Below are 25,182 nucleotides of genomic sequence, written 5' to 3'. Positions count from 1 at the left end.
ATTACCGCAGCTTCCAGGTCTGCTCGGCGTTACCGACGTAGATCCAGAGTTCCAGCGGCTTGTTCTTGGCCCCCATCTCCACGTCGACGGCCTTGCCGTTCATGGCGCTGATGATGCCGCCCTTGTCGTTGATGCGCCAGGACTGCGCCGGATTGCCGCTGCAGATGGCCACCTGGATGGCGGTGCCGTCCTCAGAGGCACCCCAGGCGATGTCCATGCACAGCCCTTGGGAGCGGATGGTGCCGTCGTTGCGGACCACCCACCACTGCGCCGGTTCCTCCTTGCAGGTGCGCAGTTCGAGTCGGGTGCCGTCGCCGTTGCTGCCGGAGCTGACACACAGCCCGGTACGCGGGTGGAAGATCTGCTTGGCCCCGGAGGGACGCTGGGGCTTGGGTGCGGTCGTCTTCGGCGCGGCGGTCGTCGGCTTGGTCTGGACCGGGTCAGGTTCCGACGGTGCGGTAATTCCCGACTTCGGGGACGCCGACGGCGAGGTGGCCGGCGGATCCTCCTCCGCCGGCGGCTCGGGAGTCTCCTCCGCCGGGGGTGCCGTGGTCGGCTCATCGGCCGGTGCGGACCGGGCCAGTCGGGTGTCCAGCACGTAGAGGTCCGTGAGCGCCTTCACCGCCCGCAGGAAGGTCTCCGTCGGCTGGTCGAAACTACCCCCGCTCTGCCGTACCGCGGTGGGACCGTTGCGGTACGCGGCCAGGGCCAGCAGGTAGGGATCACCGTCCAGCTTGGACAACTCGTCGATCAGGGCACACATCGCCTCTCCCAAGGCCGGGATCGCGGTCTGCGGATCCCAGGCGGATCCCCGACCGGGGCCGTGGCTGCGCCACACCTCGGGCAGGAACTGGGCGATGCCCCGCTGCCCGGCGGGACCGAGCCGGTGGGGGTCGAACTCGGACAGGGCCATCACCTGGGCGGCCACCATGGCCGGGGTGACCTGCTCGCAGACCGACCCGGCGGTGACCACCAGCGGGACGTACGGCGCGGGCACCCCCTTCGTGTTGCCCGCCGGTGGGGCGGCCGGGGCCGGCGCCCCGGGCCCACCGAACTGCTTGAGCTGGCCGTAGTACCCGGCGTAGCCGCTGGCCAGATCGACGTACTCGACGGCCTCGGCGGGGACCCCCTGGGCCTGGGTGACCGCGGGCAGCCCGGTGTGGAAGGCGGCGACCGCCGTACGCCACTGGTCACCGGTGATGCCGACCAGCCGGAGCTGGCCACTGAAGTCACACATCTGATGGGCCAGGGCGAGCACGTTGGCGGCGATGTCGGACCGGCGGGCGTCCGGCCACGGCTTCCACGCCTTCCAGTCCTCGTCGTCCAGACCGGCGATGCCCCGACCGCCGGAGGCGGTCTTGCGGGCCCGGTTGTCCAGCCCCGACTCGGCCATCAACTGCCCGGCCAGCCGGGCCGGGGTGAGCATCGGGCACGAGCGGGCCGCGGCGACGATGGCGGTCAACTGCTTGTCGGTGACCTTAGCGCCGATCACTGTGTCGTCGCGGGCGGAGGCGACCCCCCAGTTGATGGTGGCGATGACGGCGGCGAGCACCGCCAGCGCGGCCAGCAGGGCTGCGAGCACCTTGCGGGGCGTGCGGCCGAAGCTGATTTTCTTGCGTACGAGGTCGGTAGTCACGGGCCATCCCTTTCGGCGTGGCGACACCTGTCGTGACGGATCGCCACCGTCTGGCGTTCAAAGCCGACCGGGATTCTTTCAACCGATGTCGGACGGATCTGAACCGGAGGCCACCCCCATCCGTCTATCGGACGGTGTCGCCTCCGTACCAAACCGTCTGAAGTGGAGCGAATAAGGGTGCTGACCAGGATCGATTCAACTCGGCCTACTCCGGTCGATGTCGTCGTCGGCCGCCGGGCGACCTCAGCGACGTCACCCCGCAGGCGTACGACTATGCTCGCTGCCAGGGCCGCGAGGGCGAGCAACGTCCATCCGGCCGGCAGGATGCCATCCGTCCGTCAGGGAGGCGGTCTGTGTCGGCGGTGCCCAACGAGTCGATCGCGCCATCCATCCCAGACGGTGCCGTCGGCGATTCGCCCGCCGCCGAGCCCCTGCTCCGGCAGATCGTCGAGGAGTACCGTAAACCCCTGCACCGCTTCCTCACCCGCCTGCTGCTCGGTCAGCAGGAACTCGCCGAGGATCTGGTCCAGGAGACCTTCCTGCGGGCCTGGCGCAACGCCGACCGGCTCGCCGCCGACCCTTCGAAGATCGCCCCCTGGTTGTACACGGTGGCCCGGCATGTCGCGATCGACGCCATGCGGGCGCGGCAGGCCCGACCCCCCGAGGTCAGCCTGCCGGACCTGAACCGGGTCCCCACCACGGACGACGAGATGGAACGGGTGGTGAGCGTGCACGCGGTGCGGCTCGCCCTAGGAAAGATCAGCCCGGAGCATCGGGCGGTGCTGATCGAGATGTACTACCGGGGCGCCTCGGTGGCCGAGGCGGCGGTGCGGCTGGGGATACCCGAGGGTACGGTAAAATCCAGAGCCTATTACGCGGTACGCGCACTGCACGCCGCGATCGGCTCGACCGAGTCGTCCTGATCCCGAGGTCGCCCGGGCCCAGACAGACACACCGCGTGGTGCCGACCCGTTGAGGAGAGGGCTGGATGCGCGTAGGCGGGGATCACTCCGTGGCCGATCAGGAGAGGCTTGCCCTCTACCTGATGGGCGCCTTGGACGACGCCGAGCGGGAGTCGTTCGAGGCCCACCTCGCCGACTGCTGGCACTGCCTGGACGAGGCGGCCCAGATCGGTCCCTCGATCAGCGGCCTGGCCGGCCTGGACGATGTGGACTGGTCCCTGCCCACGGACGAGTTCCCACCTCCCGTGGCCGCCACCGACGCCGCCTCCCCGTCCGCCGACTCCTCGTCCGGGTCGCCACCCGCCAGCTCGTCGCCCGCCGTGGCCGACGATTCGGCGGTGAGCCGGCCGAGTGGCAGCCCCTCGGGCGCCGGAGCGGCCCGACCGGCCGACAATCGACCGGCTAGTAGGCGTACCTCGGGGGCGCGTCCGGCGACGACCGGCGGCTCCTGGCGGCGGCGTCGGGCCCTCTGGGCCGGGGCGGCGGCCGTGATTCTGGTGCTGGCCGGTGGCGTGGTGGTGGTCAACGAGTGGACGGCCCGTACCGATCCGGTGCTGACCGCCACCGGGGATGCCCCCGGTCATGGGGCCAGCCTCTCCGTCGTGATCACCCCCGGGGGCCAGGGCAGTGCCACGATCCGGATCACCGCCACCGGCCTGCGGCAGGGCACCCGCTATCGGCTGTTCGCGGTGACCCGCGACGGTGCCACCCATGTCGTACGGGACTGGACGGCCACCTCCGGGCCGCAGGAGGTGGCCGGTGAGACCTCCCTGCCGGTCGACGAACTCTCCTTCATCACCGTCGGGCTGACCGACGGCTCCGCGATCGTGACCGCCCCGATCGCCCGCACCCCCGCCTCGCCCCGCTGACGGTCGACCTCCGTCTCCCGGGCTCGGCTCCGCCACCCCGGCGCACCCTCCTCCGGCCGTCCGTGACCGGGCGGTGGGCCGACCAGTCGGATGCCCGTACCGCCGGGCTCGGTGGCCCGGTCCGACGCCCGGCGGAGCCGGGGCAAAAAAATCCCTGACTCGTCCTGAACCGACCGACCGCGCGCGCCGTTAAGCGGCCGTCCCCGGTGGCTGGACTGCCATCCGGTGACCGAGAAGGCGAGCAGGGAAGGGAGGCAGGGCAGATGGGCAACGGGTCCGTGGCGCTACGGCGGCCGGAGGCTTCGACCGGTCGGCCGGGGCACGTCGATCCACTGGCCGGCCCGGCCTACGGCGATGGTCCGGCCTACGACGACGGCACGGCCTGGCCGCACGACGGCCTCTCCGAGAAGGGCATCGGGTGGATCGGCGCGCACGGAGGTGCGGGCACGACCACCCTGGCCGAGCTGTTGGGCGGTACCGACATCGGCTGCCGCTGGCCGGATCCGGCCCTGGCCGAACCCGCCCGGGTGATGGTGGTCGGGCGCACCAACCTGACCGGACTGCGGGCGGTCTCCCGGGCCCTGCATGCCCTGCGGGAGGGCCGGCATCCGGCCGGAATGCGGCTGGTCGGGGTGGTGCTGATCGCCGATGCCCCCGGTCGGCTGCCGGCGCCGCTGCTCGGCCGGATCCGCCTGCTGCGGTCGATCGCCCCGGTGCACCGGGTGCCCTGGATTCCCTGCCTTCGGGTGGGGGAGGAGCCGAAACGGCTGGGCCGGCAACTCGACCGGATCGCCGCCCTGGTGGCCACCGAGGCGCGGAGGCGGTCGTGAGCAGGATCCTGCGCCTCCTCCTCGTCGCGGTCGTCGGCCTGGGGTGGGGTCTGCTGGCCCCCTCGGGCGCTGCTGCTGCGGCGGAGGACACCTACACCCTGAAGATCCACGGGGGTGGGGCCGCCTTCCTCTACACCCTCTGCCTGAAGACCGACACCACCATGAAGAACCCGCGCGGCAGTGACCGGGTCTGCTCCGGCAAGAAGGGCTCGACCCACGGGTCCTTCGACATGAGCGCCCCGTACGTGTCGGGCGACAGCGTGAAGATGGACATCGAGATGCACACCGGTCTCGCCGGTGAGTCGGTGACCAAGGACAACGTCGACATCACCGGAGCGCGCAGCTGCACCCTGTCGGGGGCGGTGCACGCCGGGAAGTTCCAGTGCGACAGCCCGATCAACTCGGTCAACTTCGAGCCGCCGGTGGTCGAGGCGTACACCGTGAACACGAATCCGAAGAAGTCGGTCGCGAACCTGCTCAACCTGATGGCGTGGCTGGTGAGCGCCGCCGCGGTGGCCGGCCTGCTGATCACCGGCGCGACCCTGGCCGCGCAGCTGCGTCGGGGCGCCATGGAAGAGCGAACCGAGTACACGAAGAGCATCGCCTTCGTCTTCACCGCCTGCCTGATCGCCACCACCGCCGGTCCGTTCGTCAGATGGCTGGCCCTCACCGACTGATCATCCGGCCGGCCCACCGCCTGAACCACCCACATCCGATTCCAAGGAGCCGCAATGTCCCTCTCCGACCTCTACTACGGCAGCCTGGCGCAGGCCACGACCCTGCTGGCGGCCCCCGGCCCGGCCCCCGACCCGACCGGCGGTGGCGGCACGGTGCCACAGCCCTCGATCAACGGAACCCTGCCGCTCGGTCTGTCCGACAAGGTCCAGCAGGTACTCGGCCTGCTCGCCTGGGCGGGTACGGCGGCCGGTGTGGTCGGTGTCCTGGTAACCGGCGCGGTGATGGCCATCTCCCACAAGCGCGGCGAGAGTTCGGAACACATGAGCCGCCTCGGCATGGTGCTGGGCGGCTGCATCCTGGTCGCCACCGCGGGGCCCATCGTCACCTGGGTGTTCGGTACGGGAACCTCCGGCACCTAGCCCTACTGGCAGGAGCAGACGGTCACCGCGATCCGGGAAGGCGCCATGAGACTGAGATACACATCCGACGACGACGCGGATCAGGACAAGCCCTTCTGGCAGCACCGCCGCTGGCAGATGTCGGCCGGTTTCCTCGCCCTGGCCCTGTTCACCGGCACGGTCGCCGCGATCAACGGCGACCCGGGGGCCGGGCCCAGCGTCGCGGCCACCCCGGGTCCGGTGATCGGCACCCTGGGCCCGGACGGCAGCCGCCCGCAGGGCTGCCGCACGGACGACTCCGCGCAGCGCATCCCGACCAAGGTGCCCACCGACATCTCGTGGCGTCCGCTGAACGGGGCCAAGGTGCCGCGCTCCGCCTCGGCGGGACCCCGCAAGAGCACCGGAGCGCTGCTGTGGTGCTTCGCGCACACCCCGATGGGGGCGGTGATGGCGGCACACACCATCTCCCGGCAGATGAGCGGCCCCGACTGGCGTACGGTCAGCCGCCAGCAGCTCGTGCCCGGCCTGGGGCGGGACTACTTCGACGCGATGCGGGCCTCGATGGGCGAGACCGGGCCGGTGCAGACCGTCAACACCCTGGCCGGGTTCCTGGTGCTGCGGTACTCGCCGAGCACGGCCAGCATCCGGGTGCTGATCCGGCAGGCGAATCTGGTGTACGCCTCGGTCGACTACACCGTGGACTGGAACGGCGTCGACTGGCAGCTGCGGCCACTGAACTCCGGTGGCCTGCACACCCGGGCCGCCCCGGTCATCTCCCTAGTCGGCTTCGTGCTGTGGAACGAGGTGTGACATGGAGTGCGCCACCGGTGACGCCGTCTACATCGGCACGATCGGCCAGGTCGTCGGCTTCTTCGAACGCGGCATCGACGGCATCCTCAGCGACATCGCCGCCGCCATCATGGGCGCCGCGGTCGAACTCTTCGCCAATCTGGGGGACATTCCGACCCTGGGTGACCAGCAGCTCAACGAGAGCATTCACATGCAGACCGACTGGCTGGTCGTCACCATCGCGGTGGCCTCCCTGCTGGCGGCGGCCTTCCGGGTGGCGCTGGAACGCAAGGGCCAGCCGCTGACCGTGGCCCTGATGGGCCTGGTCCGGATGGTCCTCACGGTGGGCGCGGCGTGGACCGTGATCAACTGGCTGGCCAGCGAGGCGGACGTCTACTCCCACCATCTCTACGAAGAGGGCATCAAGGCGCAGCTCAAGCTGATCGCCAACTGCGGCACGGACGGGCTCACCGCCTTCCTGCTGATCATCGTCGGCTTGTTGCTGCTGATCGCCGGCTGCGTCCACATCATCCTGATGTACATCCGGCTGGGGGTGATGGTGCTGCTCACCGGCACCCTCCCGATGGCCGCGGCCGCCTCCATGTCCGAGTGGGGCGGGGGCTGGTGGCGCAAGCACATCGCCTGGATGGTGGCCTGGCTGGCCTTCAAACCCGTCGTCGGGCTGATCATGTATTCGGGGGCGGCGATGATCGGTGCCACCGGTGACAACGCCAAACATTACAAACTCGCCGGTGCCGCCGTGCTGCTGATGGCCGCGGTCGCCCTGCCCGCGCTGATGCGGCTGGTCGTACCGGCGATGGCTACCCTCGGCTCGCGGGACAGCAGCGGTACCGGCGTGGCCGTCGGCGGCGCCGCGGCCGGTGTGGTCGCCAGCGGCGCCAGGAAGATCGCCGGTGCTGGCGGCCGGGCCGGCTCCGCCATCTCCGGCCGGCCGAAGCCGCCGAGTGGCAACAGCACCCCCACCGGCGGCGGCTCGGCCGCCTCCTCCTCCGGCGGCTCGTCGGGCGGCTCGTCCAGCGGCGGAGCGTCCGGTGGCTCCGGCGGTGGCTCCGGTTCCGGGAGCCGGTTGGCGGCAGCCGGTACGGCGGCGCGGCGGGTCGCCGGAGGTGCCGTCGGCGCCGCCGCCTGGACGGTGGGCCAGAGCGCCACCGTCGTGCAGAAGACCGCCAGCGCGGTCAGCACCACCCACAAACACGCCAGCGATATCGCCAGCGGTGCCCTCGGGGACCGGGACTGACCGATGCCGCGACGAGGAGAAGGACCATCGTGAGTACGACCGCGGAATCCATGAAGACACCGACGTACGGAAACTGGCGTCGCCCTCGCAAAGCCGGGCTGGGCTCGCTGGGCCTGGTCGGGACCGTCGGCCTGTTCGGCGGGCTGGTGATGGTCCTGATCTCCTCCATGATCTCCCTGAACACCGCCCTGGTGGTGGGGTTGCCGCTCGCGCTGATGCTGGCACCCCTGGCGATCCGTACCGCCGACGGCCGCAACGTGTACAACATGGCCGCCGTCCGGATCGGTTGGGTGCGTCGCAGGTCGCTGGGGCGGCACCTGTACGCCTCCGGCCCGCTGTCGGCGCGACCGGGCGGGCGGTTCCGGCCACCGGGACTGCTCAGCCGGGTGACCATGCTGGAGGGGCGGGACCCCTACGACCGCCCGTTCGGGGTGCTGCACCACCGCCACCGTAACCAGTACACCGTCGTGCTCAGCTGCGAGCCGGACGGCGGGTCCCTGGTCGACTCCGATCAGGTCGACACGTGGGTGGCGCTGTGGGGGGAGTGGCTGTCCCGGCTGGCCCACGAGCCGGGGTTGCGCGGCGCGGCCGTGGTCGTGGAGACCGCACCGGATCCGGGTACCCGGCTGGCCACCGAGGTGCTGGGGCGGATCTCACCGGACGCACCCCCGGCCGCCCGGGCCGTGATGGAGGAGGTGGTGCGCAACTATCCGGACGCCTCCTCGGAGATGAACACCTTCCTCACCCTCACCTACTCGGCACCGGGTGGGGCCCGTCGGGACCACGACACCATGGTGGCCGATCTGGCGCTGCGGCTGCCGGGGGTGCTCAGCGGCCTGGTAGCGGCCGGTGGGGGGTCGGCGGAGCCGCTGTCCGCCGAGCGGATCGCCGAGGTGGTCCGGGTGGCGTACGACCCGGCGGTCGCCGCCGAGGTCCTCGACGTACGCGCCCAGCACGGTCACACCGGGCTGGACTGGGCCGACGCCGGGCCGGCCGCGGCCGTCGAGACGGTCAGCCACTACCAGCACGACTCCGGGGTCTCCCGCAGTTGGCTGCTGACCCTGGCGCCTCGGGGCACCGTGCGCTCCGGGGTGCTGCGCAGCCTGCTCGACCCCGCCCTGGGCATCCGCCGTAAACGGGTCGCCCTGGTCTACCGCCCGATCGACCCGGCCACCTCGGCGAAGATCGTCGAATCGGATCGTCGGTCCGCCCAGTTCATGGCCAACTCGACCCGTGGCCTGGTCCGGGCCCGGGCGGTCTCCGAGATCGAGGCGGCCGAGCAGACCGCGGCGGAGGAGGCCTCCGGGGCGGGTCTGGTCGAGTTCTCCATGCTGGTGACCCTGACGGTCGACTCGGTGGCCGACATCCGCGATGCCGAGGTGACGATGCGCAACCTGCTCGGGGCCACCCGGATCGCGATGCGCCCGGCCGACCGGATGCAGGCCGCCGCGTTCTCCTGCGCCCTGCCGGTCGGCATCCTGCCCTGGGAGCAGACCATGGTCCCGCACGAGCTGAAGGAGGCGCTGTGAGCGCTGCCGGCCGGTTCCGCCTGGGTGCGGGGTGGCCCCGCGGTGCCGCCGGGGCCGGAAACGCGATGTCCGACCTGGTGGTGCCCCCGGTCGAGGAGCAGGACATCGAACCGGACGAGGGGGGCCGGCCATCCGCGAGGGAGTTGCGCCGCGCCCAGCGGCGGCAGGCCCAGCAGGCGGCGGCCGAACAGCGCTACCTGCGGCGACTGGCCCGGGCCAACCGGGAGGACACCGTGCCACACCGCGGCTCGTACGCCCTGGGTGGTGGTCGGGTGGCGGCGTTCGATCCGCCCACCATGTGGCGGGCCACCACCGTGCAGGCCTGCGGGCTCTGGCCCTTCGCCTCCGGTTCCGGCGCTCCGATGACCGGGGTCCCGCTGGGGCAGCACATCCACACCGGGGCCACCGTCTGTGGTGACCCCCTCAACTGGTTCACCCGGGCCCGGTACATCTCCAATCCCTCCCTGTTCATGCTCGGCATGCCCGGCCTGGGCAAGTCGACACTGATCAACCGGATGTTGATCGGGTTGAGCGCCCAGGGGGTGGTACCACTGGTGCTCGGTGACCTCAAACCGGACTACGCCGACACCGTCCGGGCCCTCGGCGGACAGGTCATCTCCATCTCCCGGGGCGTCGGCGGCCTGAACATCCTGGACCCGGGCGCGATGGGCGCCGCCGCAGCGAGGATCGGGGGACAAGCGGGGCAGGCCCTGGAGGCCGAGACCCACGGCCGGGTTCTGAACATGGTCGCGGCCCTGCTCACCATCGTCCGGGGCGGCCCGATCAGCGACCACGAGCAGTCCGTGCTTTCCGCCTGTCTGCGGCACCTGCGTGAACGTACCCCGCAGGGCCAGACCTTCCGGCTGCCGCAACTGCTCGCCGTGCTGGAGGAGGGACCGCCCCGGGTCCGGCAGGTCACCCTGGACCGGGGGCAGGAGTCCCGCTACCGGGACGCCGTCGACCCCCTGCACCGGTCGTTGCTCGGCATCCTCGACGGCCCGCTGGGTGACACCTTCGCCGCGGAGACCTCCACCCGCATCGACCCGGACGCCACCGCCGTCTGCATCGACATCTCCCGCATCGGCGAGGCCGACGGGCAGTTGACCGCCGCCGCTATGCTCGCCGCCTGGTCCGACGGGCTGGGTACGGTGGCCGCCTCGCACGCCCTGGCGGACGCGGGGTTGGCGCCCCGGCGCTGGTTCTTCACCGTGCTGGACGAGTTGTGGCGTCCGCTGCGGGCCGCCTCCGGCATCGTCGACCGGATCGACGCCCTCACTCGGCTCAACCGGTCGCTGGGCCTGGCCGACGCGAAGATCACCCACACCCTCAAGGACGCCGAGGCCCTCGGCAGCGAGGCCGACAAGGCCAAGGCCCGGGGCTTCGTCGAACGGGCCGGCATGGTGGCCTGCGCCGGTCTGCCCCGGGCGGAGATGGAGGAGTTGGGCCGGGTGGTCGGGCTGTCCCGCCGCGAGATCGATCTGGTGTCCTCCTGGTCCTCCCCGCCGGGGTGGGCGCAGGAGGGCGGGAACGAGGAGCCACCCGGCCGGGGCCGGTTCCTGATCAAGGTAGGTGGTCGTCCGGGCATCCCGATCCGGGTGGCGATCACGGACACCGAACGCCACCTGCACGACACGAACACCCGCTGGATCGCCAACGGAGAGGCGGACCGACTGCTGGCCGAGCGGGCCGCCGCCGTACGCGCGGTGACCGGCGGGGACCTGGTAGCCCCCGCCCCGTACAGCGAATCGGGGCGGCGATGAGCCGCCCGGGGGGAGTGGGGGGCGACTGGCTGCCCTGGCTGATTCCCGGCTTCGCCCTGCTCAACCTGGTGATCTTCGTGCCGTTGTGGCTGGGCGGCACCCTGGCCGCCCTGCTCAGCGGGCACGGCTGGCAGCCGCCGCCGTTCAGCCCGCAGGTCTACCTCCACCTGGTCACCGGCGCCACCGACCAGGTCTGGCCGGACGTACCCTCGTATCTGGTCTACGGCGGGGCCGCCGCCCTGCTCCTGGTCGCCGCCTCTCCGGTGGCCCTGCTGGTGCGGGGGATCGTGCGTCGCCCGCGCCGACCGCATGGCCTCGCCGGTCCCGCCGAACTCAGCGCCATGACCGGCAAGGGGATCGAGGCCCGCGCCCGGGACCTGCGCCCCGGGCTCAAGGAGGTGGCCCGGCTGCGCCCGGACGACACCGGCAACCTGCTCGGTGACCTGATGCCCGCCGGGCCGGAACTGCGCTCCTCCTACGAGGACGTGGAACTGGACCTGATGGCACCGCGGGCCGGCAAGTCCACCGGCATAGCCATCCCCCGGGTGCTGCGGGCACCCGGCCCGGTGCTGCTGACCTCGAACAAGTCCGACGTGTTCACGGTCACCCGGCAGGAGCGCACCAAGGTCGGCCGGGTGTGGACCTTCGACCCGCAGGGCATCGCCTACACCGAACGCGACATGTGGTGGGACATGCTCAGCGGCTGCGACACCATCGAGGGCGCCCGACGCCTGGCCGGCCACTTCGTCAGCTCGGTCAACGACGACTCCTCCAAGAAGGACTTCTGGATCGCCGCGGCCCAGAACACCCTGACCGCCCTCTTCCTGGCCGCCTCCCGCAGCGGGGCCACCGTCAATGACCTGCTGGCCTGGCTGGCCGACCCGGCGGACCGTACCCCGGTCGATCTGCTGCGCGATGTCGGCATGACCGCGATGGCCGAGCAGTTGCAGGGCACCGTCCGGGGGGCGGTGGAGACCCGCGACGGCATCTACGAGACCGCCCGGCAGTGCGTGGCCTGCCTGCTCGACCCGGAGATCCTGGCCTGGGTCAGCCCCGATCCGTACCTTCCGCAGTTCATCCCGGAGCAGCACGTCCTCGGCCGGGACACCCTCTACCTGCTCTCCAAGGACGGCGGCGGCTCCGCGGCCGGGGTGATCGCCGGGCTGGCCGACGCCGTCATCCGGGCCGCGGTGGTCGCCGCCGAACGGATGGGCGGACGGCTGGATCCGCCGATGACCGCCATCCTGGACGAGGCGGCCAACGTCTGCCGCATCTCCGACCTGCCCGACCTCTACAGCCACCTGGGTTCGCGGGGGATCAGCGTGGTGACCCTGCTGCAGAGCTACCGGCAGGGGGTGCGGGTCTGGGGCGAGGCGGGGATGGACGCCCTGTGGAGCGCCGCCACCATCAAGCTGCTCGGTGCCGGGCTGGACGACGCGGACTTCGTGGACAAGGTGGCCCGGCTGGTCGGGCAGCACGATGTGCGTACCCCCAGCTACTCCCGCTCCAAGGACGGCTCCTCCCGGTCGGTGTCCTACCGGCAGGAGCAGGTGCTGCCGGCCGACAAGATCCGGGCCCTGCCCAAGGGCACCGCCCTGCTGCTGGCCACCGGGGTACGCCCGGCGCTGATCCGGCTGCGCCCCTGGTTCAGGGAGCCCGACGCCGGGCCGATCGGCGCGGCGGCCAAGGCCGAGGTGCAGGCCATCACCGACCGGGCCGCGGCACGCTGGCGCCGCCGCGAGTCCCACCGGGCCGGCTGACCGGCATGGCGTTGCGTAAGGCCCAGGCGGCCCGGCAGGCCGGTAGCTCGATCTTCAAACTGGACGCCTCCCAGCTGCTCTGGGCGGTCATCTCGGTGGTCGGGCTGTTCCCGCTGGTGGTCCTGGCGCTGCTGGCCCTGATAGTCCTGCTGGTCATCTTCGCCATGGCCGGCGGATCGCAACTGACCTCGGCCTCGGCGGACCCCTCGGACCCCAACGGGCAGACCTCCCGGGTCAACGCCCTGATCGAACTCTCCGGCGGCGACGGCCGTGGGACCTTCGACCCGAGGAACATCCCGGACCAGGATCTGGTCGCACCGATCCGGGAGGCCGCCAAGAAGTGCGACCTGCTCACCCCGGTGATCCTGGCCGCCCAGATCGACTACGCCTCGGCCTTCGACCCGGACATGGAGGGCCCGCAGGGCCGCAAGGGGCTCTCCCAGTTGACCCCGGAGGTGTTCGACGAGTTCGGCGAGGACGACGACGACAGCGGCGAAGCCTCCGTGCTCGACCCCGAGGACTCCATCCACGCCCACGCCCGGTACTTCTGCCACCTGGCCGAGAGGACCGGGCAGCTGAGCAAGGAGAAGAAGGTGGTCGGTGACCACCTCAGCCTGACCCTGATGGCCTGGGAGATCGGCCTGGAGACCGTCGAGGCCCAGGGCGGTATGCCGGTGCTGGCCCTGGGCGCCTACCCGTTCCAGGTCCGAGGGTTGTTTGAGAAGTACACCTCCACCGGTACGGAGGAGCCCGACCCGGACCCCGTGACGGACGAACCGGATCCGGAGCCCGACGGCGATCCCGATCCCGACCCCACCCCGCCCGACGAGGACGGGCCGGACGTCGACGGGTCCACCCTGCTCAGCGAGTCGGTCTTCACGGCGATGTTTCCGAACCGGAACTCGTTCTACACCTACGCCGGGCTCCGGGACGCGATGGCGAAGTTTCCCGCCTTCGCCGCCACCGGTGACGAGCAGACCCGCAAGCGGGAACTGGCGGCCTTCCTGGCCAACGTCAACCACGAGTCCGGTGGCCTGGTGCACATCGAGGAAATCAACCAGGCCGCCTGGGGCAACTACTGCGACACCGGTCAGCCGTACGGGTGTCCGGCCGGACAGACCGCGTACCACGGACGTGGTCCGATCCAGCTCAGCTGGAACACCAACTACAAGGCCGCCGGTGACGCCCTCGGCCTGGACCTGCTCAACCAGCCGGACCTGGTACGCGACGATCCCTCGGTCGCCTGGCAGACCGCGCTGTGGTTCTGGACGACCCAGACCGGGGCGGGCACGATGACCGCCCACTCCGCGATGACCGGTGGCGGGGGCTTCGGCGAGACCATCCGCACCATCAACGGCGCCCTGGAATGCGGTGGGGGAAACTCCGCCCAGGTACAGGCCAGAGTGGCGGCCTACGAACGCTTCGCCACCAGCCTCGGCGTGGAGGTCGGAAATGAAGACGACCTCACCTGCTGAAGGACATTCTTGAAAACGGCGGCGATCGGGTGAACCGGTTGGCCGGAGCAGCCGTTGTTGCTGGTGCTGCGGCCAATCCTGCCGCAGCCGGTCAGGAGGTAGACGACAATGACTCAACCGGGGTACGGGCAAGCATCCCAGAACCGATTTGACGATCTCGCGGCGGTCGTCCCGGATGTCCGTGGGCAGACATGGCTCAAGGTGCGGGTCTACATCAACAACGAAGAGGTTCAGCTGCCGATGGCCGACGGCTCCCTACTCAGCGACCGGATCTTCAAGAGCAGGGACAAGAGCTACGAGAGTTCGTCCTTCTCGACCTGGCCTGGCGCCTCCGAGGATGTCAAACAAACGGGGATCGAGGCTGAGGTCGGCGCCTGTGAGGAGACGTATCAGGCGCTGTGGAGATACGCCACTACGCACGGCTCAGACGCTCAACGGGTCGATTTCGAGTTCACGGCGGTGAACGGCACCTGCAATCCGTGCAAGGAACGCATTGAATACCTGAGGGAATCGATCAAGACCCTGTTTCCGAGCGCGCAGGTGACGCGGGGTGAAAGGTCACGGGTGACAGCCCGGGCCAACTACAGCGCCGCGTTACCGGCATCGGCGGTGCCCGGTAGGGGAGACCTGACGACCTACGGGTTCGCGCCGGGGCAGGCCGAGCTGCGGGAGAGCGCCGCAGCGGTGGCGGCGGGGCTAACCGGTCGTGACGCCCTCTACTACCAGGGCACCCTGAGCGACCAGAGTGGCTCCGGCCTCGTCGATCCGCAGCACCTGACCCAGATTCCCGACCACGCGGGCCCCGCCCGTACCGACCGCAGTTCACCCTCCGGTTCACTGCGAACCCCCTCACCTACCAGCTCCGACCCGGGCAACCCCTGGCAATGGTCGAACGATCGGAACACCCACGTCAGCCAGACGACGCCCGAGGCCTGGTGGGCCATGGATCCGGCGCAGAACAAGGCCATCCCGCTGAAGGAGTTTGACCGACGCTATCCGGGCGGCTACCCGAGCCAGGTCGCCTCAAGTTCGACGGCGCAGGTCCAAGGGCCGAGCCAAGGCCAGGTTCAGCGGCAGGGGCGCAGCTGAGGCGGCATGGGCCGGTGACGGGTCTGCGGTGGCCGTCCGTGCGGTCACCGCAGACCCACCCTCAGAGGCCCATCGGAAACGGTTCCACGACCGGCGTCGTCTTCGCCCGGTGTGACCCGGTCTTGCAACCGGCGAAGGGGCCGGCCGGATCCCGCAGCGAGTTCATCACCGGGCCCAGGTAGTCCCGGTGCCAGTTGGCCGGACCCAACGGACCGCCCGCATAGCCGGTCAACTCCTCCCAGGCCAGCCACAGCGCGTGCAGTTGGACCACCGCCTCGGCATGGTTCCACCACTGCGGACACCAGGGCGCTGCCGAAGTCACCTCCCGGCCGTACGTCGGCAGCAGGACATGCTCCACCCAGAGGCTCAGCCGGACCATTGCCTCGTCGTACTCCTGGTCGTCGAGGAAGGAGATGAAACGCGGCCGGGGTGGCGGCGGTGGTGGCGGCGCTGGGGCGGCGACCGTCGCCGGTGCTGGCGGTGAGTCGTACACGGTCGTCATTTCCTGCCCTTGGGTTTGGGTTGCTGCCATCCCTGCGCACCGCCGAGGGTGTGGGTGTACGCGGCCATCCGGGTGGACGAGGTGGCGGTCACCAGGGGGATCCGCTCCACCTCGCCACCGAGCATCTGCCGACGGCGGGCCTCGCTGGTGATGGCGCGGAGCTGGTTGCCGAGCGGGCCGTCGGCGAGGCCTGCACCCCTGAGGGAGTCGGTCAGGTCGATGGCGGTCGACTCGTTGTGGACATGCGCCGTCGCCTGCGCGTACTGGATTCGGCTGTTCACGTGGTCCCTCCATGCGGGGTCCTGGTTGACCGCCCAGTCCTGGTCCAGGGCGGTTGTCACGACGTCCCAGTTCTCCTGGATGGTCGCGAACTGCCGTTGGTAGGAGGCGACACACTCCGGATCATCCGCGCTCTGACCGGGCAGGTGCATGTTGACCCCGCGCAGGTCAGGGTCGTCGGGGTGCTGGTAGACCCGGTCGGCCTGCTCGTGGCCACCCACTTCGTGCTGGAGAGTGCCGTGGGTAGTCAGGCCCGGCTGGCCCGACTGGGAGTACGGGAACGAAGGGTCGTGGGTGACCGTGTTCCTGGGAGCCGTGGTAGCTACCCATTGCGCGGACTGACCGTCGCTGGTTTCGCGGAGATCGATCCGACTCAGGTTCTGCGCGGTCACATCCCGGGTGTCGGCGGTGTCGGAGTCCGAACTCGAGCCTGGGGAGGTCCTTCCACCCATGGAGCGAACCGTCTGGTCATATCGCCGCCGCCTCATCCTGATGTTTTCCGTGTTGTCGCTGTGTTTGTCGACCATGTGCTGTTCTCCCGGAGAAGGGCTCGGGGAATGTGCGGACAACCCCCTGACGAAGCAGGCGCGGGGTCGGTTCACCGCAGGCGGCAATCTCTGCCACCGCCGTGCCGGGCCTCCCGCCCCTGGTCCACACCGCTGAGTGTTGGCGGCATCTCCGAGCACCGGGTCCAGTGATGCAGAACACGTGACGTGTTTGTCTGCTGACCGTTAATTCATGGGCGTGGCGAAACCGGCGCGGGCTAATCTGCGCTGCGGGTTCGCGCCCATGGTCATGCCCGCCATCGCCGGCTGGTGCCGGCAGCGCCGCCCGACGGGCACTTTCGATTCAGGAGACCTGGTGAAACAGCAGTCTGTCCCGACCTCGGACAAGCTCGACGCGGCGGTTCTCAAGGTGGCCGGCGTCGTCGTGCTCGGCGCGATCATGTCGATCCTCGACGTGACCGTGGTCAGCGTCGCCCTGCCGACCTTCCAGAGCGAGTTCGACGCCTCGTACGCCCGGGTGGCCTGGACGATGACCGGCTACACCCTCGCCCTGGCCACGGTCATCCCGCTCAGTGGGTGGGCGGCCGACCGGTTCGGCACGAAGCGCCTCTACATGCTGGCCCTGGCGCTGTTCACCATCGGGTCCGGGCTCTGCGCGACCGCCGACACCATCGGGCAGTTGATCGCCTACCGGGTGGTGCAGGGCCTGGGCGGCGGAATGCTCATGCCCCTGGGTATGACGATCATGACCCGGGCGGCCGGGCCGCACCGGATCGGTCGGCTGATGGCCGTGCTGGGCATCCCGATGCTGCTAGGCCCGATCGGCGGACCGATCCTCGGCGGCTGGCTGATCGATGTGGCGAGCTGGCACTGGATCTTCCTGATCAACCTGCCGATCGGCCTGGTCGCCCTGGTGTACGCGCAGATGGCCCTGCCGAAGGACAACCCCGAGCCCTCGGAGTCCTTCGACTTCCTCGGCATGTTGATGCTCTCGCCCGGCCTGGCCCTGTTCCTCTACGGCGTGTCGACCCTGCCGGAGACCGGCACCTTCGCCGACAACGGGGTGTGGGTGCCCATGCTGATCGGCGCGGCCCTGGTGGTGGCCTTCGTCGTCTACTCGTTCCGGCCCCGGCACCCCCTGCTGGACCTGCGGCTGTTCCGTAACCGCCGATTGACCGTGGCGGCGGTGACGATGTTCGTGTTCATCATCGCCTTCATGGGTGCCGGGCTGCTGTTCCCCAGCTACTTCCTCCAGGTGCGGGGCGAGTCGACCCTGGCCGCCGGTCTGCTGATCGCCCCGCAGGGCATCGGGGCGATGGTGACCATGCCGATCGCCGGGATGCTCGCCGACAAGGTGCCGGTGGGCCGGACGGTGCCCTTCGCCCTGCTGCTGATCATCGCCGGGTTCGCCACCTTCACCCAGGTGGACGCGGACACCTCGTACGTGTTGATCTGTGGCTCGCTGTTCGTGATGGGTCTGGGCATGGGTGGCACCATGATGCCGATCATGACCTCGGCGTTGCGGACCCTGACCGGGCACGAGGTGGCCCGCGGCTCCACCCTGGTCAACATTCTCCAGCAGATCGGTGGCTCCATCGGAGCCGCGGTGATGTCGGTGATCCTGACCAACGAGCTGAACAAGTCCACCCCGATCCCGGGGGTGACCGACCCGAACGGGAACCCGGTCACCGAGGCCGGCCTGGCCATCGCGGCCCAGCAGCAGCCGGAACTGCTCCAGCAGTTCCCGGTCGAGCCGTCGCTGATCGAGCGGGGGCTGAACTTCGCCGCCGACGCCTTCGCCAGCACCTTCTGGGTGGCCTTCGCCCTGGTCGCGTTGACCCTCATCCCGGCGGCCTTCCTGCCCCGTCGGCGCGAGCGGTCCCACCTGCTCGACGACCAGCCCGGGGACCAGCCGAAGGCCCCGGTCGTCATCCACTGACCGGCTGTTGCGCCGGCCGTCGGGAGCCTCCCGGCGGCCGGCTCCGGCGGCTCCCCGCCGCGTGTCTGACCCGGACCGGCCCCCCTTAACTCAAGATTCGGTCAACTGGGCCCGACGCAGGCCGTCAGGCGCGACTGGCGCCGGTAGCTTCTTCCCACCCATGCCTCGAGTAAATAAGGAGGGAAGAATGCGGCGCACGCGACAACGCATCGCTCTTCTCGTAGTACCCGTGCTGGTGGGCAGCGTTCTGCTGGCCGGCCAACCGGCCGTCGCGGAGTCCGCGGCAGCGCCGGAGCCCACGGCCGAGGCCGGTCGCTCCCACCTGGAGCACGCGGACAACGCCGACGTGGTGCGGATCCACCTGACCGGGTCGGACATGCTCGACCGGGTGGTGGCTGCGGGCTTCGACCTGGAGCACGGCCTTCAGCGGGTGCCGGACGGCATCGAGGGTGAAGCCGTGGTGACCCCCGAGCAGCGCGTCGAACTTGAGGCGATGGGGGTCCGGATCCTCGCCGAGGGTGAGGGCTTCACCTGGAGCGACGAGGCCGACGGTGGGTTCCAGGCCGTCGGTGCCCGGGCCGCGACCGCCCGGTCGATGCCCGAGGCGACGACCATGTCGACCCAGAGCCACGAGGCGGCGGTACGTATCGCGCGCGCCGACTGGTTCACCACCAAGGGCCAGGGCTTCCTCTACGTCGAGGCGCGCACCACCGAGGGTGCGCAGACCGACCCGATCGTCGGCATGCAGCTGGAGAACGACTCCGGCCAGGGCACCGACTTCGCCTTCGCCCGGACGATGAGCCGGTTCATCGACTCCGGCCAGTACATGTTCCACCGGAACCTGTTCAAGCTGGACACCCGGCCGAGCCAGATCCGGGTCACCAGCTCCACCGGTGGCGTCGCGGTCGGCCCGGTGTCCGACTGGTTGGAAGACGGCGAGCCGCCGCTGACCGACAAGCCGGGCTACAAGTGGAACCTGGTCGACGGGTACAAGCACCCGCAGCAGCTGCACGACCGGATGGACGAGATCGCTCGGGAGAACCCGAAGATCGCCGAGATCGTCTACCTGCCGTACAAGACGAACGGCTACCAGCGGAAGGCGCAGGCCACCATCGGTGGCACCGGCCAGTCCGCGGTCGTCGTCACCTCCGCGGCCTGGGGCCACGAGGGCGGCAACGACATCACGGTCGAGTTCGTCGACCGGCCCGGCGCCAACCTGCCGCTGTCCGTTGAGGTCAACGGCAAGGCCGTGCGGGTCCTGCTCGCCAAGGACTCCTCCGGTGCGCTGGCCAGCACCGCCGCTGAGGTCGCGACGGCCCTGAAGACCCAGTCCAACGGGCTGATCGACCGCTCGCACCCGTACCGCACGAACGCCGGCACCGGCATCGTGGCGCCGACGGCGCCGGTGGCGCTGAGCGACTTCCTGGACGAGAAGCGTGTCGGTGCGCCCGAGGGTGACGTGCCGCGTGGCCCGAACACGGTCCGCGTGCTGCGGATCGGCAAGCACCGTGACGGCAAGAAGCCCGGTGTCCTGATCCAGGCCCAGGACCACGCCCGCGAGTGGGTGCCGGCGACGACCACCCTGGAGACCGCGGAGCGGCTGGTCGCCAACTACAAGACCGACAAGGAGACCAAGAAGATCGTCGACAACACCGACATCTTCCTGATCCCCACGAACAACCCCGACGGGGCGAACTACAGCTTCTACAACTTCGCCTCGCAGCGGCGCAACATGACCAACCACTGCCCGGACGCGGACGCCGACCCGGCTCGCCGTAACTCCTGGGGCGTGGACCTGAACCGCAACTACCGGGTGGGCTCCGCCCAGGACGGTTACGCCGGCGGCTCGTTCGTCTGCACCAGCAACACGTACCAGGGTCCGGAGAAGCTGTCGGAGCCGGAGGCGAAGAACATCGTCTGGCTCGCCGAGACCTACTCGAACATCAAGTTCTTCATGTCGGTGCACTCCAACGGTGGCCAGCTGTTCTGGCAGCCGGGCGCCTACAAGGCCGACGGTCGGGTCACCACCCCCCGTCCGCCGCTGGGTGACGAGATGTTCTACTGGCAGGCCGCCTCCCGCATCCTGTCCCAGGTGAAGGCGTACCGGGAGACCGTGGTCACCCCGGAGAACGTGGGTGGCTCCTCCGACGTGCTCTACTCGTCCGCCGGCAACGTCCGCGAGGACCTGTACCACACCTACGGCATCTACTCCTTCGGCTGGGAGGTCGGTGGCTCGGTCTACAACCCGGCGACCGGCAACTGGCAGGGCGGCTCCTTCCAGCCGCCGTGGGAGGGCAACCCCGAGCTGGTCAGCGGGCACGCCGAGACCATGGAGTACGCCAACGGCATCATGGAGATGTTCCGGATCGCGGCGGAGTGGGGCAAGGACAAGAAGGCCCCCACCTCCACGCTGGTGCCGGGCGCCGGCCGGTTCTCCGGCCCGGTGGACGTACGGTTCGAGGTCAGCGAGCCGGCGACCATCTACTACACCACCGACGGCAGCCGCCCGACCCTCGACTCGCCCCGTTACAAGGCGACCGAGTTCCGGGAGCCGGGCGAGGTGTTCCACGTGACCGAGACGACGACCTTCCACTGGTTCTCGGTCGACGCGGCGGGCAACATCGAGAAGAACTACGACCCGTCGAAGGCCGACAAGCGCAACAACTTCAACAAGGCCACGATCACCATCGGTGACGCGGACCCGGACAAGCCCAAGAAGGACAAGAAGAAGGACAAGAAGGGCAAGGGCAAGCCCAAGAAGTAGTCCGCTGAGGTATTCGGTGCCCCGTCGGTGCGAGTTGTCGCACCGACGGGGCACTGCTCGTCGGCGACGAAATTTCTCCGTCGGTTGTCGAATCCGGCCGGGCCCGTTCGACGTTGCGGTGAAGGCACCACAGCTCGTCGATGAAGGAGACCCGCACCATGCGTACGTTGATCGTCACCGAGTTCATGTCCCTGGACGGCGTGATCGATTCACCGGGCGGGGGCAGTCACCCGCACGCCGGTTGGACGTTCAAGGACGTGCCGATGGACGAGGCCGTGTGGGAGATCAAGGCCCGCGAGGAGCAGGAGGCGGGGGCGTTGCTGATCGGCCGGGTCAGCTACGACGAGTTCGCCCCGGTCTGGCCGACCATGGAGGAGTTCGCGGCGTACAACGCGATGCCGAAGTACGTGGTGTCGACCACCCTCACCGATCCCCGGTGGCACAACACCACGGTGTTGCGGTCCCTCGACGAGGTCGCCGCCCTCAAGCAGGGCGAGGGCGGCACCATCCTGGTGCACGGCAGCGCCACCCTGGCCCAGGGGCTCGCCGCGGCGGGTCTGGTCGACCGGTACCACCTGCTGGTCTTTCCGCTGCTGCTCGGCGGCGGTCGGCGGCTGTTCGCCCCGGAGGGGGCCGACAAGCAGCGGCTGACCCTGGTCGAGCACGCCACCTATGGCAACGGAGTGCAGTTGGCGATCTACGACGTCATCCACTGATCCGGCCGGGTCAGGTACCCCCCGGTCACGGGGCCGGGGGGTACCTGTACGAACCGAGCCACCCTCATCTCGGGCCGGGTTTCGCAGGCTGCGCGGTTGTCGACGGCAACTGTTGCCGGGAGGTGAGGGGTCGCTGAGGGTGCGGTCATCGACCCCGGTCTAGACTTCCCTTCATCTTTCGGGGTAAGTCCAGACGAGACTGAGGTGTGATCGTGGCGGACGGTGCGGCCGTGACCGGTGGCGAACGAAACAAGTCCACCTTGGACACCGGCGTGCCGCAGACCGCCCGGATCTGGAACTACCTGCTCGGCGGCAAGGACAACTTCGCCGCCGACCGCGAGGTCGGCGACCAGATCATCGCCAACCTGCCGCAGCTGGCGGAGAACGCCCGCCTCTCCCGGGCCTACCTGACCCGGGCCATCCGCTACCTGGCCGGCGACGCCGGCATCCGGCAGTTCCTCGACATCGGCACCGGCCTGCCCACCGCCGACAACACCCACGAGGTGGCCCAGTCGGTGAACCCGCAGGCGCGCATCGTCTATGTCGACAACGACCCCCTGGTGCTGACCCACGCGCGGGCGTTGCTGGTCGGCACCCCCGAGGGCGCCACCGACTACGTCGACGCGGACCTGCGGGACCCGGCGGGCATCCTTCGCCAGGCGGCCCGCATCCTGGATCTGGGCCAGCCGGTGGCGCTCATCCTGATGGGCATCCTCGGTCACATCGAGTCCGACCAGGAAGCCAAGTCGATCATCGACAGCATCATGGCCGAACTGCCGTCGGGCAGCTACCTGGCGATGTACGACGGCAGCGACACCAGTGAGGCGGTCACCGAGGCGGCACGGATCTGGAACGTCTCCGCCAACCCCAAGTACCACCTGCGCAGTCCGGAACGGATCGCCGCCCTGTTCGAGGGACTGGAACTGGTAGAGCCCGGGGTCGTCTCGGTCACCCGCTGGCGGCCCGACGGCGCCGATCCCGACCCCGCCGAGATCGACCAGTACTGCGCGGTCGGCCGCAAGCCGTAACCGGCGGGAGGCGCTGTCACCGGCGGGAGGCGTTCTCACCGGCGACGGTCGCCGCCGGCACCGGCACGGTCGCCGGCCTGGTGGTGCGGGTGCGTTGGACCAGCGCGATGCAGGCCAGCACCACCAGGGCGGCCGCGATCGAGGCCGGGGTGACCCGTTCGCCGAGCAGCAGTGCCGACCAGACCAGGGTGAGCACGGGCTGGGCGAGTTGGATCTGGCCGACCTGGGCGATGCCGCCCCGGGCCAGTCCGGCGTACCAGGCGAAGAAGCCGAGGAACATCGACACCACGGTGAGATAGCCGAACGCCGACCAGGCGCCGGCGTCGGCGTGCGGAGGATCGGCCAGGGCGGCGACGGCGGTGATCGGCACGGTGACGGGCAGCGAGAGCAGCAGGGCCCAGCAGATCGTCCGGGCGCCGCCCAGTTCGCGGGCGAGCGCGCCGCCCTCGGCGTACCCCAGACCGGCGAGCACGACCGCCGCGAGCAGGAACAGGTCCGCCACGGCCGGGGTGCCGAGCACCGCGCCGTTGGCGAGGAGGAAGGTGAGGATCGCCAGCAGTCCGCCCGTGCTGGCGACCCAGAACAGCGGCGGCGGGCGTTCCCCGGCGCGCAGCACGGCGAACACGGCGGTCATGGCGGGCAGCACGGCGATGACGATCGCGCCGTGCGAGGCGGTCTGGGTGGTCAGCGCCAACGAGGTGAACAGCGGAAAGCCGACCACCACGCCGAGGGCGACGAGTGACAACCGGCGCCACTGACCCGGGCTCGGCCGTGGCGCCCCGGTGACCCGCAGATAGGCCCAGCCCAGCAGCGCCGCGCCGACGCAGCGTCCGAAGGCGACGAACCACGGATCGAGTTGCTGTACGGCGATCCGGGTGGCCGGCAGCGACATGCTGAAGGCGAGCACGCCCAGCGCGCCGAGCATCAGACCGACCGCCCGATCGGGCGGCGTTACCGTCGACCGGGCAGTAGCGCTACTCTCTTCTCTCATGAATGACGGTAACGCAACGGGCCGCGTTATCCAAGATCTGCGTCGGTTGGCCGCCGTCGCCGGTCCCGGCACCCGACTGCCCTCGGTACGCGAGTTGACCGGTCGGCACCGGGCCTCGCCGGTCACCGTCGCCGAGGCGATCCGGCACCTCGTCCGGGAAGGCCTGGTCGAGACCCGGCCCGGTCGAGGCACCTATGTGGCGGCCCGGCCGGACGAGCCCCGTACCGCCGACCTGTCCTGGCAGACCGTCGCCCTCGGCGCCCGCCGTCCCGGCGAGGAGGAGATGCAGGCGTTACTGGCGTTACCGCCCGCCGGGGCGATCCCGCTGTCCGGCGGCTATCTGGAGGCGGAGTTGCAGCCCGCCGCCGCCCTCGGCGCCGCGCTCACCCGCGCCGCCCGACAGCCCGCGTCGTGGCAGCGTGGACCGGTCGAGGGACGGGCGGACCTGCGCGCCTGGTTCGCCCGCGAGGTCGGCGGCGGGCTGCGCGCCGAGGACATGGTGATCTGTCCGGGTGGCCAGGCCGCGCTGTCGACGGCCCTGCGGGCCCTCGCCACGCCCGGCGACGCACTGCTCGTCGAGTCGCCGACCTACCTGGGTGCGCTGGCCGCCGCCCAGGCGGCGGGGCTGCGGGTGGTGCCGGTGCCCGCCGACTCAGACGGAGTACGACCCGACCAGTTGGCCGCCGCGTTCGCCCGCACCGGTGCCCGGCTGTTCTACTGCCAACCCCTGCACGCCAACCCGCACGGCGCCACCCTGGCCGCCCACCGCCGAGCCCAGGTCGCCGAGGCGGTACGCGACGCCGGGGCGTTCCTGATCGAGGACGACTACGCCCGTGACCTCACCATCGACGGGTCGGCCCCGCCGCCACTGGCCGCCGAGGACCCGGACGGGCATGTCGTCTACCTGCGTTCGCTGACCAAATCCACCGCACCCGGGCTGCGGGTGGCCGCACTCGGCGCGGTCGGGCCGGCCGGTGCCCGGCTCCGCGCGGCCCGACTGCTCGACGACTTCTTCGTCGCCGGCCCACTGCAACAGGCCACGATCGAGTTCCTCACCGCCCCGGCGTGGGCGCGTCACCTCCGGGCGCTGCGTACCGCACTGCGGGCCCGGCGCGAGGCGCTGTTGACCGCGCTGCGCCGGCACCTGCCGGACCTCGTCGACCGACAGCCGGTGCCACGCGGCGGCCTGCACCTGTGGCTCCGGCTGCCCGAGGGCACCGACGACCTGACGTTGGCCGCCGCCGCGGCGGCCGAGGGCGTCGTCGTCTTCCCCGGTCGTCCCTGGTACGCCGCCGAAGCACCGGCGGCGCACCTGCGCCTCACCTACGCCGCCGCCGGGCCCGACCTGATGGACGAGGCCGTCCGGCGCCTGTCCCGTGCCCTGGACCAGCAGGGCCGCGCCCCTCGACGGTGACGGTGCCACC

General features: G+C 70.5%; 21 protein-coding genes. 17 read left to right on the top strand and 4 right to left on the bottom strand.

Going from position 1 to position 25,182, the window contains the following annotated elements; all coding sequences use genetic code 11:
- Position 1: 1 nt before the first annotated feature.
- Positions 2 to 1,636: a ricin-type beta-trefoil lectin domain protein gene (locus OIE53_RS09975; RefSeq protein WP_327026318.1), complete on the bottom strand. Its 1,635-nt coding sequence runs from the start codon at positions 1,634 to 1,636 to the stop codon at positions 2 to 4.
- A 353-nt stretch (positions 1,637 to 1,989) separates the two neighbouring features.
- Here OIE53_RS09975 and OIE53_RS09970 point away from each other — a divergent pair, with 353 nt between their 5' ends.
- From OIE53_RS09970 to OIE53_RS09915, 12 genes are all read left to right on the top strand, one after another.
- The gene (locus tag OIE53_RS09970) at positions 1,990 to 2,559 is read left to right on the top strand and encodes a sigma-70 family RNA polymerase sigma factor (RefSeq protein ID WP_327026317.1); all 570 of its coding nucleotides are present in this window, start codon (positions 1,990 to 1,992) and stop codon (positions 2,557 to 2,559) included.
- An 89-nt stretch (positions 2,560 to 2,648) separates the two neighbouring features.
- Positions 2,649 to 3,467 carry a zf-HC2 domain-containing protein gene (locus OIE53_RS09965; protein ID WP_327026316.1) on the top strand — a complete coding sequence of 273 codons (819 nt, stop codon included), beginning with the start codon at positions 2,649 to 2,651 and terminating at the stop codon, positions 3,465 to 3,467.
- A gap of 263 nt (positions 3,468 to 3,730) precedes the next feature.
- Positions 3,731 to 4,297 carry a hypothetical protein gene (locus OIE53_RS09960; RefSeq protein ID WP_327026314.1) on the top strand — a complete coding sequence of 189 codons (567 nt, stop codon included), beginning with the start codon at positions 3,731 to 3,733 and terminating at the stop codon, positions 4,295 to 4,297.
- Positions 4,294 to 4,974: a hypothetical protein gene (locus OIE53_RS09955; protein WP_327026313.1), complete on the top strand. Its 681-nt coding sequence runs from the start codon at positions 4,294 to 4,296 to the stop codon at positions 4,972 to 4,974. Before OIE53_RS09960 ends, OIE53_RS09955 begins: the two co-directional genes overlap by 4 nt.
- A gap of 54 nt (positions 4,975 to 5,028) precedes the next feature.
- Positions 5,029 to 5,394, top strand: coding sequence for a hypothetical protein (locus tag OIE53_RS09950; RefSeq protein WP_327026311.1), 366 nt, complete (start codon positions 5,029 to 5,031; stop codon positions 5,392 to 5,394).
- 45 nt (positions 5,395 to 5,439) lie between these two features.
- Positions 5,440 to 6,183 (top strand): hypothetical protein, encoded by a 744-nt coding sequence (locus tag OIE53_RS09945; protein ID WP_327026310.1) that lies wholly within the window; start codon positions 5,440 to 5,442, stop codon positions 6,181 to 6,183.
- Between the two features lies 1 nt (position 6,184).
- Positions 6,185 to 7,420, top strand: coding sequence for a hypothetical protein (locus OIE53_RS09940; RefSeq protein WP_327026309.1), 1,236 nt, complete (start codon positions 6,185 to 6,187; stop codon positions 7,418 to 7,420).
- Between the two features lie 29 nt (positions 7,421 to 7,449).
- Complete coding sequence (locus OIE53_RS09935) at positions 7,450 to 8,949, top strand: SCO6880 family protein (protein ID WP_327026308.1); 1,500 nt, start codon at positions 7,450 to 7,452, stop codon at positions 8,947 to 8,949.
- Entirely contained in the window at positions 8,946 to 10,709 is a 1,764-nt protein-coding gene (locus OIE53_RS09930) for an ATP/GTP-binding protein (RefSeq protein ID WP_327026307.1), read from the top strand. Before OIE53_RS09935 ends, OIE53_RS09930 begins: the two co-directional genes overlap by 4 nt.
- Positions 10,706 to 12,469 carry a type IV secretory system conjugative DNA transfer family protein gene (locus tag OIE53_RS09925; protein WP_327026306.1) on the top strand — a complete coding sequence of 588 codons (1,764 nt, stop codon included), beginning with the start codon at positions 10,706 to 10,708 and terminating at the stop codon, positions 12,467 to 12,469. Before OIE53_RS09930 ends, OIE53_RS09925 begins: the two co-directional genes overlap by 4 nt.
- A gap of 5 nt (positions 12,470 to 12,474) precedes the next feature.
- Positions 12,475 to 13,944 (top strand): glycoside hydrolase family 19 protein, encoded by a 1,470-nt coding sequence (locus OIE53_RS09920; RefSeq protein ID WP_327026305.1) that lies wholly within the window; start codon positions 12,475 to 12,477, stop codon positions 13,942 to 13,944.
- A gap of 108 nt (positions 13,945 to 14,052) precedes the next feature.
- Positions 14,053 to 15,033 carry a hypothetical protein gene (locus OIE53_RS09915; RefSeq protein ID WP_327026304.1) on the top strand — a complete coding sequence of 327 codons (981 nt, stop codon included), beginning with the start codon at positions 14,053 to 14,055 and terminating at the stop codon, positions 15,031 to 15,033.
- Positions 15,034 to 15,094: 61 nt separating this feature from the next.
- On the opposite strand, the gene OIE53_RS09910 is transcribed toward OIE53_RS09915, so the two are convergent.
- A complete protein-coding gene (locus tag OIE53_RS09910; protein WP_327026303.1) occupies positions 15,095 to 15,535 on the bottom strand; it encodes a DUF4913 domain-containing protein in 441 nt (146 codons plus the stop codon).
- Entirely contained in the window at positions 15,532 to 16,035 is a 504-nt protein-coding gene (locus OIE53_RS09905) for a hypothetical protein (protein ID WP_327026302.1), read from the bottom strand. Before OIE53_RS09905 ends, OIE53_RS09910 begins: the two co-directional genes overlap by 4 nt.
- A gap of 640 nt (positions 16,036 to 16,675) precedes the next feature.
- On the opposite strand from OIE53_RS09905, the gene OIE53_RS09900 reads away from it, so the two are divergent.
- The 4 genes from OIE53_RS09900 (at position 16,676) to OIE53_RS09885 (ending at position 22,767) form a co-directional block, all read left to right on the top strand.
- On the top strand, positions 16,676 to 18,259 hold the full coding sequence (locus OIE53_RS09900; protein ID WP_327026300.1) for a DHA2 family efflux MFS transporter permease subunit: 1,584 nt from the start codon (positions 16,676 to 16,678) through the stop codon (positions 18,257 to 18,259).
- 187 nt (positions 18,260 to 18,446) lie between these two features.
- The gene (locus OIE53_RS09895; protein ID WP_327026299.1) at positions 18,447 to 21,023 is read left to right on the top strand and encodes a M14 family zinc carboxypeptidase; all 2,577 of its coding nucleotides are present in this window, start codon (positions 18,447 to 18,449) and stop codon (positions 21,021 to 21,023) included.
- A gap of 158 nt (positions 21,024 to 21,181) precedes the next feature.
- Positions 21,182 to 21,739: a dihydrofolate reductase family protein gene (locus tag OIE53_RS09890; protein WP_327026298.1), complete on the top strand. Its 558-nt coding sequence runs from the start codon at positions 21,182 to 21,184 to the stop codon at positions 21,737 to 21,739.
- Positions 21,740 to 21,951: 212 nt separating this feature from the next.
- Entirely contained in the window at positions 21,952 to 22,767 is an 816-nt protein-coding gene (locus tag OIE53_RS09885; RefSeq protein WP_327026297.1) for an SAM-dependent methyltransferase, read from the top strand.
- 16 nt (positions 22,768 to 22,783) lie between these two features.
- Here the strand turns inward: OIE53_RS09885 and OIE53_RS09880 are convergent, their stop codons facing one another.
- Positions 22,784 to 23,758 carry a DMT family transporter gene (locus OIE53_RS09880; RefSeq protein WP_327026296.1) on the bottom strand — a complete coding sequence of 325 codons (975 nt, stop codon included), beginning with the start codon at positions 23,756 to 23,758 and terminating at the stop codon, positions 22,784 to 22,786.
- Between OIE53_RS09880 and OIE53_RS09875 the strand changes: the two genes are divergently transcribed.
- Positions 23,757 to 25,172, top strand: a complete 1,416-nt coding sequence (locus OIE53_RS09875; RefSeq protein WP_327026295.1) for an aminotransferase-like domain-containing protein — start codon at positions 23,757 to 23,759, stop codon at positions 25,170 to 25,172. The genes OIE53_RS09880 and OIE53_RS09875 overlap by 2 nt on opposite strands.
- Positions 25,173 to 25,182: the final 10 nt, after the last annotated feature.

It is taken from the genome of Micromonospora sp. NBC_01739 (assembly GCF_035920385.1).
Classification (GTDB): Bacteria; Actinomycetota; Actinomycetes; order Mycobacteriales; family Micromonosporaceae; genus Micromonospora.
This window is presented reverse-complemented; position numbering and strand designations above follow the sequence as displayed.